This is a genomic window from Culturomica massiliensis, from assembly GCF_900091655.1.
Lineage (GTDB): Bacteria > Bacteroidota > Bacteroidia > Bacteroidales > Marinifilaceae > Culturomica > Culturomica massiliensis.
The window spans coordinates 1,631,949-1,644,989 of sequence record NZ_LT594621.1 but is presented as its reverse complement, the minus strand read 5'-3'; the positions used below and the strand labels follow the sequence as shown (position 1 = coordinate 1,644,989).

Genomic DNA, 13,041 nt, shown 5'->3' with positions numbered 1-13,041 from the left:
AGCTGTTATTATCGCGAAGTATTGAACTTTCCCGGTGTTTATTGCGTAAATCTTTTGCCTGATAAAAAACGGATGTATGAAAAATGGGATTTTTTTTCTTTGTATAATGCTTTTTTGCGGTATTCGGTCGGTAAGCGGTCAGGAGGTGAATTCGGAAAAAGACGTACGGGCGGATAGCATTGCGGATGATTTAGGGACAATCCCGGCCTTTACTATTTATAAGGATAATTATATTATAACCGGAACCGATTTTTCGGGAGGTAAAATCAATAAATATAATTCTGATGCAAAGTTTCAGATCAGTTTAAGACACCGTCTTTATAAACGGATGTTGCCTTGGAGAGTGTATCTTTTTTTTACATATACCCAGAAATCTTTTTGGGATATTTATCGTAAATCTGCTCCTTTCAAAGAGACGAATTATAACCCGACCCTGGGATTCGGACATAATTTTATCAGAAATAACCGTATTGCGGCTATGGCCTCTTTGCAATATGAACATGAGTCTAACGGACGGGACAGTATATGGTCGCGGAGCTGGAATAAAATCAGTTTTATGGGATTGTATTCTTTTAACCGGAATTATACCCTGCAAGCTAAATTCTGGATTCCGGTTATGGTGGCGGATGAAAATAAATATATGCCCCGTTATTCGGGTATTGCGCAGGTTGCCGGTACTTATATCAGCGACAACCAACGGTTTGTTTGCAGTGTACTGATGGTGAAATGCGGCGGTTGGAACCTGAATGCCAATTGGCAATTCGAACTTGCCTACCGGATGTTTCGTTTTGACAATCAATATTTCTTTTTGCAATATTACAATGGGTATGGGGAGAGTATGATCGATTATAACCATTTCCACCATTGGCTGCGTGTCGGTATCGTTATTAAGCCGAATTCATTCACTATTTTTTAGATCGAATTCTACATTTTGCTTCGCTGTTTTTTTTCAAGTATATAGGTGAGATACTTGAAGCCATGATATCAGCACCGATTGTGAAGGCCGGTATCCGAATCTTCTTTTTTCCGCCTGTTTCCCCGATAAAATATGACCGTTTTTGAACTGATAAGGTTTTTGTAAAAAACGGTACTCAAAATCAACCACTTACAACCCCGTTGATAAGGTTATTTTTTTGCAGGTCGTTTTTTTGTTAATTAAATTTATTACAAACAATCGGACTGTATCATAAAATCTGTCGGGGTCATTCCGGAATCAAAATTTTCTTTTGTTACTGTGTTTTATCGGAAAGACCGATGATTTATGAACTGTTCGCTTAAAACTTAAAGCCTATGAGAACGGTTTGTTAATTGTTGGTTATCGAACGGGTATATCTCGGATAACCGCTTTGACCGGTGGAAAGTTTCTACTGCTTCCCTTGGGCTATTTTACTTTTTGTAAAACAGTTCAAATCAGAATTGAAGTGCTTCCTTACTTGGTGGGAGTTTACTTGCAGTGTGTGTTAATTTAAATTATTTGTTATGAAAACAGCTGTTTCTTTTTTTTATTTAAAGTCTTATAAAGCGGTCTGTTGTCTGGTTTTTCTATGGGTTGCTAATGTGTGTCTGGGGCAGGATGATCCGAATGTGACCTTCCCTTCTCCACAGGCATGGAGTTTTATCCGTTATGGGAATACACCTGTCAACTTATATACAGGCACGGTGATGGCAGAAATACCTCTTTACAGGTATACTGATCCTGATTTTGATTTTCCGGTGTCGGTTAAATATGCCAGTAATGGTTTTCTTCCGAATAAAGCCTCGGGGGTGGTCGGTTATGATTGGTTACTGAATATCGGGGGTGTCATATCGCGTACTGTGAGGGGAATGCCGGATGATGAATGTAATATGGAGGGTGTGAAGGATATTTACGGTAATAAACGGGAAGTAAAAGGGTATTATTACTTTTGGAATAATTCGTTATCGGTAAATCCTGAAACATGGGTTTGTGAAATGTTTGCCTCCGAACGTTATTTTCCTTTTTTTTATACATATTTCAAATTGGGAGACCGTTATTATGATGTCCAGCCGGATATTTTTCATTTTAATTTTATGGGATATAGCGGTAGTTTTCAACTGGAAGCTAATGGCCGGATCCATGTTTACAATACGAGTGTAAGCAAAGGAGATATAAAAGTTGAAACGATTCATTTTAATACGTTGAGTGATTCTTATTTCATTTTGCGTACGGGAGACGGTTACCGTTACCGTTTCGGTACTTTCGGCGGTAACGGGATCGACTACTCGTACCCCGAGACAGGGACTTTACCACACAACAAAACCATTTCTTCCTGGTATCTTTATGAAATTTCGGCTCCTAACGGTCGTAAAGTGTCCTTATCTTACAATCAAAGTGGAGAATCACGGATTTATTCCCCGGTGGTAAATACTACTTTTCATCGGAATAGTACTTCCAGCGGTGCCGGAATACGTACAAACCCGGTTCCTTTGATAAGCCAGACAGCCCGCCTGTCGTCGGTAAATATTGATAATAAGGTGTTTTTGAATTTTCAGTACGATACGGCCCGGGCAGAAACGACTGTGAGTAAAGGACTCCTGGCAATGGGTAAAAAGCTGACAAGCATTATTGTTACGGAAGAGTTATCGGGTCATCGGGAACAATTGAAAAAGTGTGATTTTTTTTATACTTATCCGTCATTGGGGAATGCAAAACTTTTCTTGGAAAAGGTCCGGATTTCCGGAGAGGGTGATTATAGAATGAGTTATCATGATTTAACGTCTTATTGTCCCCTTACGGCGACTTATCAAATGGATCATTGGGGATATTATAACGGTAAAGGAACTGACGAAATTCCTGCGGCAGTAAATCCTGTGACTCATGAGGAAGTTTTGACGAGTACTCTTCGCGATCCGGTTTTTTCCAAAGGGATTTACGGCATGTTGAAAAAGCTAACCTATCCGACACAAGGCTATACCTGTTTTGAATATGAGGGACATTCATATGCTAAGGCCGTAAAACGGGATTTGGAAGGTGCTTTTTTAGCAACGCTGCGAAATGTTGTTAATAGTGTGACAGGAGGAGTTCGCATTCGTAAAATTACGGATTACACAGGTGAGCAGGCCGTCTTTTCAAGAGAGTTTCTCTATCAGCAGGAAGATAAGACCAAAAGTTCCGGAATACTCCTTCATTATCCGCGTTATTCGCTTTGTGTGAAAGTAGCTCGTTCCAAGTCAGAAGAGTTTTATTTCCAGCAATCTTCGTGTTATAATTATAATTCTTTGGATGCCAATCATATCGAGTATAGCCGGGTGCTGGAAAAACAGACTGACGGTTCGGCTGTGGAGTATTGTTTTTCTAATTATGCTACTGTGCCGGATCAGGTGGGAGGCATTCCTGTTTTTACGGTATCGGTACCCCAGCTTGGAACCTGGCAGATAGTAAATAACTTCGATTATTTTAAAAATCTGACGATGGAGCCTGTTTCTTTTCATAATCAACGGGGTAAGTTGGTTATGAAGAGAGTTCTTAATCCCCAGGGACATGTTGTGAGCCGGGAGGAACAACTTTATGGTAAGAAGCCGTTAGCTTATACCGAGCGGATTCTGATAACGGGAAATGCCGGTTATAAAGCGCGTACTTTGGTCGATGATTATACTTTGGATAGGGTCAGGCAGGTCGATTATTACGGAACAGATTCGATTGTGAGTCAGATAGCTTATCAGTATAATGCCTGGGGACAGCCTGTTATTGTAGATAATAGCTGCGGAGATGGCTCTTTTCATCGTACTTATACGACTTATGTGACGGATATTCCGGAGGCATCCCGAACGAATATAGACAATCAGATGTTGTCAGATCATCAGATTCGGTTTCCGCTTCGTACAGAAATCAAACGACGTCAGGCGGATGGGTCGGAAGTACTGACCGGCGGGGAAAAGAATACCTATGCACTTTTCAACGGATTGATACAGTTGAGAGGACATTATAAAAGGGATATTTTAATGGATGGATATAGTTTGTTGTATAGTTGTGATGCTTATGATAAGCAAGGGCGTTTACTTCAGTATACGGATGCGTTGGGATTAAAAACGGTTTATGTTTGGGGATATGGCGGATTATATCCGGTTGCTTCTATCCGTAATGCCGAATTAGCAGAGGTGGCGAAGGTGACAGGTTTGTTCGGAATTCGTCAAACACCTTTGATTGCCGGGTTAAGTTCCGAACAGGAAACCGAATTACGTAAACTTTCCGGCGCACATGTGATTACCTGTCAGTATGCTCCTTTTAAAGGTATTTCCCGGTATACGGACCCGGCAGGTGTAACCTGTAATTATGAATACGATGCGTTCGGACGGTTGATACGGGTCACGGATAGAGAAGGCCGTTTGAAGGATGAATATGTCTATCATATTTGGCAGGCTCATCCCTGATAAAGTATATTGCAGATTTCGGTTTGTTCCGGTGATATCGGATATAACGGGATCAATAATTGTCGGTGTTTAGGTTAGAATAATCTTAAAATATAAGCTTATGAAAACGATTTTTTTGTTCATTTATTGCTTTTTTTATTTTTCTGTTTCGGTTTATCCGGCAGGAAATACATTTGGCGTATTTTATCCGGAGGCTAGTTCTGGGATCTCCGCGACTTACCCATTTCTGGTGGATGCTTCCGGCCTCAGGTTCGATTTTAACGTAAGAGTTTCGGATAACTATATTGTAGTGCCTGATGTAAATGGTCCGGATCCCGGTTATGAAGACTTAAAACCTGTCGGTTCGATAGGGACTGCAAGACGTTTGCCTTCCGGGCCGATATTGTCTATTGATACACTTGTACAGATCGGCAAAACCCGGTGTCGGTTTCGTTATAATGGATTTGTAGATAATGGCAGCCAGGTGGAGTCTTTGGTTTGTCGTTACGGAGGCGAGAGTTATGTGACGTTTAAGCCTCAAAAGCCTTCGGGAGTTATTGATGGGGTAATTGCTGTCCGTTATACAATAATACGGATTGACGGCTCTGCTAATCCGTTTCAGGAAGAAGATCAAGTGATGTATCTTTATTACCGGCGTGGGACGGAAATAAAAGACAGGCTTTACGGGGGAACGCTTCCGGCGATAGAATGGGTGGGAAGTTATCCGTTTACCTGCCGAATAGAGCCGGGTCCGCCTTCCGGTGGTGACGGTACTTATGTTTATGACTGGGAGGTTTACACCTCTTCGGGTTGGTCTGTACTTCCCGGTATTAAAACCTCTTTTTGTGATCTTCGCGTCTCTTCAGATATGCAATTTGTGCGTCGCAGGGTGCGTTCTCAAAACCAGGTGGCATATACCAATCCGATGGAATTCCGTCTGGGCTTGTTATCCAATCGTAATTATATCGCTCACGTGACATCGATGCCTGCCGGTCATCAGGCTAGCGGAACCTGTTATGCGGCAGACATAACGTATTACGACGGATTGGGTAGGGCCGAACAGTTGGTGAATCAATATGCTTCTCCTGCCGGAGGAGATATAGTGACTCCGGTACATTACGATAATGCCGGACGTAGCGATAGCCGTACTTACCTGCCTTATGTGCGGGTACTTTCCTGGGGACCGGGTACTTCAAGTGTTTACGATCCCAATGCTTTCAGTAATCAGTTACGGTTCCATAATTTTGAAAGTGCATATCGGTCAAAAACCTATGAGAGTCTCTCTTCTTCCCGGCTCCTTTCCGAACAACAGATCGGCAGAGTCTATGTTGATGCCGGGAAAAAAATAGATTACATTTATTCTGTTAACGGTAACCAGGAGGTTTTTCGCTTAAAATTGACTGCAGACGGCGGTTTCCAGGTTAATGGTTATTATCCGCGGGGACAACTTTACAAGATAAGTTGCCGGAATGAAGATGGCCGTTTGACGGAGACTTTTACAAATGTCAGCGGGGAAGTGATCCTGGTGCGACAGAAATTTGACGGTACGCAGGCTGACCTTTACCGGGTGTATGATGCGGCAGGACGCTTGTGTGTAGTGATCAGTCCGGAAGGTTCCGGTAAACTTTCATCGGGATTGACTGTAGCTCGTACGGATGTGATTGCCGATCGTTATTGTTATCTTTATACTTATGACGGTTTGGGACGGCAGGTTGTGAAAAAGATGCCGGGAACCGGTGAAATACATTATGTCTATAATTCAGCCGGGCAGGTAGTGATGATGCAGGATGCCAGGTTGCGTTCCGCTTTGCGCTGGAAAAAAAACGTTTATGATGTATATGGCCGTTTGACCGAGGAAAAAATGATTACCCTGGCTGCTTACCGGCCTTCTCTACAGGCAGCATTGGATGCCGGAACTGCTGCACCTACAATACCGGTTGCAGAGACATTACTCGCTAGCTACCGGTATGACCGCAATCTTGTCGCTAGTCCCGGCCCGGGTTTTTCTACCGGTGGATCGATATCCGTAAAGGAAGAGGGCGGTACTCGGCTCCGGTCTGAAAACAAATTGTCTCCGGTCAGGGATATATCATCCGTAACAAGTCTTGCCGGTTACAATGCTAATCCCTGCGGGCAAAAGACCTGGGAGAAGATTGCTATCGTGGAAGGGGATACGGTGATAACCGGCTATATGGAACGTACATATTATTATGATTGGGAGGGACGTCTGGGGTATATAGCAGAATCCGGTCCGGAGGAAATAGGACGGACACTGACGTATTCCTATGATTTTACAGGAGCACTGATCCGGTGCTTGGAACAGTTGGAATTGGGCCGGCAATCATTCAGTCTGGAAACCTTTTATAGTTATGATACCCGGGGCCGCTTATTGCGAAGTGAAGTGTGGTTGAATGATGCGGTCCGTGGTTTGCTGTGCTGCAGTTATGATAACCTCGGCCGTTTGAGCGGTAGGATTTATGGTAATAATGTATGTTCGGAGAACTTAAGCTATAATCTTCAGGGGTGGTTAACGGGAATTTCCTCTCCTTTCTTTTCGATGAATCTGCAATATTATAAGCCTGCGATGAACGGAAGTAAAGCTCTTTACGCGGGAGATATCAGTGAATGGTCGTGGAAACAGGGGAGTGATCCGCTTCGGACTTATTCCTTTCATTACGATGGTTTGGGGCGTTTGGCGAAAGCTCGTGCTTTTACCGGAAATATGTGTGATGATGCTTATACGGAACGTGGCTTGACGTATGATCGGAACGGTAATTTCAAAACATTGCAGCGGACAAACGGGAACGGTCTGACCGTTGATAGCCTTACCTATGGGTATACGGGTAATTTATTGACATCGCTGACTGAAAATGCAGCTACTTTACCGGGCGATGTATATGTACGCGGAGCCCAACCTGTGGGGAATTATACGTACGACGGAAACGGTAATTTATTGACAGACAGTCGCCGCGCTTTGAATTATCGATATAATTACTTAAATTTGTTGGAGCAGGTGAAATCCGGAGCAACGGAAAAGGTGCGCTACTGTTATACGGCGGGAGGAGAAAAACTGGGAGTTCGGGGAAATGACGGTAAGGGATATGATTACCGGGGAAGTTTTATCCTGACGCGTAACGGCAGTTCTTTGAGTTTATCGGGAGTTTTGTTCGATGGCGGACAGATTGTAGTAGGAGGTGGTAATCAGGAGGTATACTATTATTTGCGGGATCATTTAGGGAGTGTCCGGGTGATTATCGATAGTCTGGGGCGGGTTAAAGAGCGCAATGATTACTATCCTTTCGGTTTGCGTCAAAAGCGTAGCGGTTATGCTTTGTCTACTGTTAACCGTTTTAAATACAACGGTAAGGAAGAGCAAACCATCGGCGATTTGGGGCATCTGGATTACGGCGCCCGCATGTACGATGCTGTTTTGGGACGGTGGTTTACGGTTGATCCGTTAAGTGAAAAATACTACGGATTGAGTCCGTATAATTATGCCGGCAACAATCCGATACGCTATATTGATTATAAAGGATTCGGGCCAAAGGACAGGATTAAGGCAGCAAAAAGTATGATTGGGATAGGATATAAGCAAGAAACGGGGCTACTCAGAACAGCGAATACTGCCGCTGCAAAAGAATTTATGGATTGCTCGGAGTTTGTATGCAGGGTGTTAGCTGCAGATGAGATTACCGATGGAGTAGTGGCCAAGAATTCATCGGCTTTATATGAATTTTTCAGTAATGAGGAACAGTTTATTCATTCGGAGGATGAGCCCTTGGAGGGGGATATAGCCGTATGGGCCGGACATGTCGGGGTTGTAACGGGAGTGAATGGGGTGGGAGAGATCAAGCTGACACATGCAAGAGGAGGAAGCAGACCATCTATGGAGAATCCTGGTTTTACCACACCCGATAAATATCGAAATTCGAAATTTTACGGTTATTACAGACCCCGACAGGAAACCCGGGATGGGAAGCTGGATGATTATGAAAATCCGCTACCGGAATCTGCTTCGGAGGTAAGGGATGTTGCAGCGGATTGGGCATCCGTTTACGAAAAATTAAAAGAATTTATGCAAAGTCTTATAGATCAGTTTAAAACAAATAATTAAATGCAAAATATGAAAACACTATTTTTTCTATTGCTCTGTTTTTTGATTACTAATATATGTTATTCAAATCCCGGAAATAGCCGAAACGTTGTTTGGGAGATCGATCCTTTATCGGGTAATCATTTGACTGATAGTATTACGATATACGAAGTTTATAGAAAATCGGATACGTTGAGTATTGTGTCGGATGATGATCATCTGTACTATCCTTTCGGACAATATGATACATGGAATGATTTTGAGAAAAATTATATAAGAAAACATTGGATGAATTTACAAATAGATTCTTTATTTAATGATTATGCTATATATCATATAAGAATAGGCTCTAATTATTTAGAGTTATTTAAAGATATAGAAACAACCGGAAAAATGGAAATGTTACGGGGTATGCTTTATGACAATCGTATAGGATTATATAATGATATTAAGATTGGAATGACCAAAAAAGAATTTCTGTTGAATTTTATTAAAAACGATATGAGATATTATAAATCAGCTGCAAAATTTCGGACGGATTTTATTAAAGATGAATCTCAGTATAAAAATATTTCTGTTATAGAAGTAATTTCTGTCGTTGCTGGTATTTGGTATTATTACTTTTTTTCTCCTGATCAAATTTTAAAATCTATTTGTATAAAGACAGATTGTCAAATGTAAATAAATTTTAATAAGCTAATAGATCACAGGGACGGAACTTTCAGTTTATTGCAATTTAAAAGCTCCGTCCTTGTGAACTGAATCTAAAAGATGTCGAATATAATTTAATATAACATTTGGGGATCATTTTAAAACCAATAATTAGTACCGTATGAAAACACTATTTTTTCTATTGCTTTGTTTTTTGATTACCAATACCTGTTATTCGAGTCTGAAAAACAGTCGAGATTCCGGATTGGAAATCAGTCTTTTATCGGGTAATCATTTGACTGACAGTGTTACTATATACGAAGTTTATAGAAAATCAGATACGTTGAGTATTGTGTCGGATGATGATCATCTGTATCATCCTTTCGGTCAATACGATACCTGGAATGATTTTGAAAAGAATTATATAAAGAAACATTGGACGAATTTGCAAACGGATTCATTGTTTACCAATGATGTAGATGTATATACTATAAGAATGAGCCCTAACTATATCGAGTTTGTTCAAGACATAGATATCACCGGGAAGATAGAAATCGTACGGGGACTGATATACAACGATCGTATTCAACTGTATGATGGCATTCGGGTCGGAATGACCAAAAGAGAATTTCTGCTGAATTTTATTAAAGATGATATGAGATATTATGAATCAGCCGCAAAATTTCGGACGGATTTTTTTAAAGATGAGTCTCAATACAAAAATATTTCTGTCATAGAAGTAATATCCGCACTAACAGGTATCTGGTATTATTACTTTTTTTCTCCGGATCAAATTTTGACGTTTATTTGTATAAAGACAGATTATACACTGTGAATAATTAGCTAATAACTTACAGGGACGGAGCTTTTAAATTGTAATAAACTGAAAGTTCCGTTCCTTTGAACTGAATTAAAAAGAGGTCGAATATAATTTAGATATAATATTTGGGGGGATTTCAAAAACAAATAATTAATATACCGTATGAAAACACTATTTTTTCTATTGCTCTGTTTTTTGATTACCGATACCTGTTATTCGAGTCTGAAAAACAGTCGAGATTCCGGATTGGAAATCAGTCTTTTATCGGGTAATCATTTGTCTGATAGTATTACGATATGTGAAGCTTACGTAAAGTCGGATACACTGATTATCGTTTCGGATGATGATCATCTGTATCACCCTTTCGGTCAATATGATACCTGGAATGATTTTGAAAAGAATTATATAAAAAAACATTGGACGAATTTACAAACGGACTCATTGTTTGATGAACTATCTATATATATTGTAAGGATGAACCCTAATTATATCGAATTTGTTCAGGATATAAGTATCACCGGGAAGATAGAAATCGTACGGGGACTGATATACAACGATCGTATTCAACTGTATGATGGCATTCGGATCGGAATGACCAAAAGAGAATTTCTGCTGAATTTTATGAAAGACAATGTCGGATATGATAAATCAGCCGCAAAATTTCGGACGGATTTTATTAAAGATGAGTCTCAATACAAAAATATTTCTGTCATAGAAGTAATATCCGTACTAACAGGTATCTGGTATTATTACTTTTTTTCTCCGGATCAAATTTTGACATTTATTTGTATAAAGACAGATTATACACTGTAAATAATTAGCTAATAACTTACAGGGACGGAGCTTTTAAATTGTAATAAACTGAAAGTTCCGTTCTTTTGCACTATACTATTACCGGCAGGGGCATTTAGGGGGACGGGCGATTGTCGATAGTCAGGCGCGGGTTAAAGAGCGCAATGATTACTATCCTTTCGGTTTGCGTCAAAAGTGTAGCGGTTATGCTTTATCTGCCAATAACCGCTTTAAATACAACGGTAAAGAGGAATAAGTGATTATGGAAAGAAGAAATAAAAAAAGAATTTTATGGGGGATATTGCTGTTATTTGTATTCTTTTTATTCTATTATCTATATGTGTTAATGCAAATATTTTCAGTAATAAACAAGACAGAAGAACATTCAACGACAATAGTCTATGAAGAAGTAGATCAATGTATTTTTGTAAAATCAATAATGTGGGGTTTACTAGGAAATCATTACAGAATCTTTTTTTCTGATACAGACCATACATATCCGGAAGAGCGTGATGTTATTTTTTATGATTCGGAAATCTTTTATAAATCAAATGGCATAGACTCTTTGTATATTTATAAACCGTCGAATATAAGAAAACCGGAGGAAAACAGGCAATTAGGAAAAGTTAAGGTTAAAACAATTACTGTTGTAAATGGTACACAATGGGATAATTACAAACGGAATTTTAAAAATCTTGGATTATCCCGAATCAGTGTATGTGACGGGATAGAATTACCTTAATTGTAATGAATTGATCCATATATCACATTTTACACTAATGTGAGGGGATATGTCGGAAGTCACAGACAAGAATGCATTAACGAAAGCTTGCTGTTACAAAAACTCTCATAAAAAAAGTCATTAAAAGCCTTTATTATATAGTAATTCTTCAATGGCTTTATAGAATTTTCCAGATGAAGGTCTGGGCAACGTGTTTGAAAGCAAATTACCTTCTTCGTCAAACAACAAATATCTCGGTATTGTCATGGTATTTCCCAGGAAATCGGATAGCAGTTTATCGGCTTTAGAAGTTATAAAGTAGTGATAACCGTTTAAATGATATTTAGATACGTCGTTTTCCCACTTTTTGGAATTGTTGGGAAAATCCACGCTTACATATAAAAGTTTTATTTTTTGAGAATCAAGCCATTGATGGACTTCCTTGTTATATAAGAACTCTTTTTTGCAGGGAGCGCAATATGTTGCCCACATATCGACTAAAACCGGTGTCCCCTTAAAATAGTCTTTAATGAGTGCCCGAAGGTCCATCGAAGGATATTGGGCAAGTTTGCCCAATCCGCTCATCTCATTGTATACGAACACTCCATGCGCATTATTGGAATTGTGGCTGTCTTGGCTATACATCTCCAAAGCCGGCAAATAAATACTTGCGGGAAAGCTTTTCTTCAAGAGCTCAATGTTGGAATAATATTGTGCATCGCTTTCAATACCCATGATGTTTCGTCTGATCTGCAATCCATTGGCAAAGCTTGCTTCCTGACAATCCATCGGCATATATTCTTTGAATTTCTGGTCTTCATTCCATAGTCCGGTCGGATATATGTCGCCTTTCGGAATAACCCCTTCACTCATCAGCCGTGCCACGTTTGACATATTGGATAATCTCATGGAGTTGCCAGCATATTTGCTGTCGAACGGATTATATTTTGTATAAAAATGGCAAAGTACCTCTTTCTTTTCCTGCTCTGTCAAGTTTGAATGGTGAATTTTTCCCCGTATGGCGTGGCAAAACACCATATCGAATTCTTTTTCAAAAAAGTTCAGGAAATCTTTGCTGATTTTTTTATCTTCATATAGCTTATCTATTGGAGCAAATAATATCTGCTTTTTATTTTCAAGCTCTGAAATTATTTTTTCTTTTGATGAGGATGATTTCAGTTCTTTCCCGATGTCGATGGTACCGCTGGTGAGCAGATTTTGTTCCTTGAGCAAATTATTTCCTTCTGCATTCGTACCTTCGAATACTAAATTTCCATCTGATTTAATCTGTATGAAGATGCTATCTCCCGGACAAAGTATGATTCTTTGTTTCGGACAGTATTTGTTTCCTGTAATCATGATGAATACGGGTTTGTCCCAATGGAAGTTTCTGGTGGTTTTGCCATTGTTGAAAATAAAAAAATCTGCTGCTTGCATGAAGTGTGCCGGATCGTTATCAACAGGGCGTCCGAAAGATAAGTATGTATTGTCTGGGCATTCCGCATTTGCAATTGTGATGGAAGATTGTTGTGCTTCCACAGATATAGCCAATAGAAAAAATACAATAAGAATATTTACTTTCATTTTGGTTGATAA

8 protein-coding genes are annotated in these 13,041 nt (G+C 39.8%); 7 read left to right on the top strand and 1 reads right to left on the bottom strand.

Annotation, left to right across the window (positions count from 1 at the left end; all coding sequences use genetic code 11):
- Positions 1 to 76: 76 nt before the first annotated feature.
- The 7 genes from BN8908_RS08275 to BN8908_RS08245 all read left to right on the top strand — a co-directional run bounded on the left by BN8908_RS08275 (position 77) and on the right by BN8908_RS08245 (position 11,466).
- The gene (locus tag BN8908_RS08275) at positions 77 to 916 is read left to right on the top strand and encodes a phospholipase A (RefSeq protein ID WP_068690026.1); all 840 of its coding nucleotides are present in this window, start codon (positions 77 to 79) and stop codon (positions 914 to 916) included.
- 563 nt (positions 917 to 1,479) lie between these two features.
- Complete coding sequence (locus BN8908_RS08270) at positions 1,480 to 4,389, top strand: RHS repeat domain-containing protein (RefSeq protein ID WP_068690024.1); 2,910 nt, start codon at positions 1,480 to 1,482, stop codon at positions 4,387 to 4,389.
- A 100-nt stretch (positions 4,390 to 4,489) separates the two neighbouring features.
- The gene (locus BN8908_RS08265) at positions 4,490 to 8,482 is read left to right on the top strand and encodes an RHS repeat domain-containing protein (protein WP_068690022.1); all 3,993 of its coding nucleotides are present in this window, start codon (positions 4,490 to 4,492) and stop codon (positions 8,480 to 8,482) included.
- Between the two features lie 9 nt (positions 8,483 to 8,491).
- The gene (locus tag BN8908_RS08260; RefSeq protein ID WP_148453244.1) at positions 8,492 to 9,142 is read left to right on the top strand and encodes a hypothetical protein; all 651 of its coding nucleotides are present in this window, start codon (positions 8,492 to 8,494) and stop codon (positions 9,140 to 9,142) included.
- Positions 9,143 to 9,293: 151 nt separating this feature from the next.
- Entirely contained in the window at positions 9,294 to 9,947 is a 654-nt protein-coding gene (locus BN8908_RS08255) for a hypothetical protein (RefSeq protein ID WP_068690020.1), read from the top strand.
- Between the two features lie 147 nt (positions 9,948 to 10,094).
- Positions 10,095 to 10,745: a hypothetical protein gene (locus BN8908_RS08250; RefSeq protein ID WP_068690019.1), complete on the top strand. Its 651-nt coding sequence runs from the start codon at positions 10,095 to 10,097 to the stop codon at positions 10,743 to 10,745.
- 241 nt (positions 10,746 to 10,986) lie between these two features.
- Positions 10,987 to 11,466, top strand: coding sequence for a hypothetical protein (locus tag BN8908_RS08245; RefSeq protein WP_068690017.1), 480 nt, complete (start codon positions 10,987 to 10,989; stop codon positions 11,464 to 11,466).
- A 120-nt stretch (positions 11,467 to 11,586) separates the two neighbouring features.
- Here BN8908_RS08245 and BN8908_RS08240 read toward each other — a convergent pair whose 3' ends face one another.
- A complete protein-coding gene (locus BN8908_RS08240; protein WP_068690015.1) occupies positions 11,587 to 13,029 on the bottom strand; it encodes a TlpA family protein disulfide reductase in 1,443 nt (480 codons plus the stop codon).
- Positions 13,030 to 13,041: the final 12 nt, after the last annotated feature.

What these genes read in the sequence shown, in the direction of transcription:
- BN8908_RS08275 (WP_068690026.1), top strand. Translation starts at nt 77, where the DNA reads ATGAAAAATGGGATTTTTTTTCTTTGTATAATGCTTTTTTGCGGTATT.
- BN8908_RS08270 (WP_068690024.1), top strand. Translation starts at nt 1,480, where the DNA reads ATGAAAACAGCTGTTTCTTTTTTTTATTTAAAGTCTTATAAAGCGGTC.
- BN8908_RS08265 (WP_068690022.1), top strand. Translation starts at nt 4,490, where the DNA reads ATGAAAACGATTTTTTTGTTCATTTATTGCTTTTTTTATTTTTCTGTT.
- BN8908_RS08260 (WP_148453244.1), top strand. Translation starts at nt 8,492, where the DNA reads ATGAAAACACTATTTTTTCTATTGCTCTGTTTTTTGATTACTAATATA.
- BN8908_RS08255 (WP_068690020.1), top strand. Translation starts at nt 9,294, where the DNA reads ATGAAAACACTATTTTTTCTATTGCTTTGTTTTTTGATTACCAATACC.
- BN8908_RS08250 (WP_068690019.1), top strand. Translation starts at nt 10,095, where the DNA reads ATGAAAACACTATTTTTTCTATTGCTCTGTTTTTTGATTACCGATACC.
- BN8908_RS08245 (WP_068690017.1), top strand. Translation starts at nt 10,987, where the DNA reads ATGGAAAGAAGAAATAAAAAAAGAATTTTATGGGGGATATTGCTGTTA.
- BN8908_RS08240 (WP_068690015.1), bottom strand. Translation starts at nt 13,029, where the DNA reads ATGAAAGTAAATATTCTTATTGTATTTTTTCTATTGGCTATATCTGTG.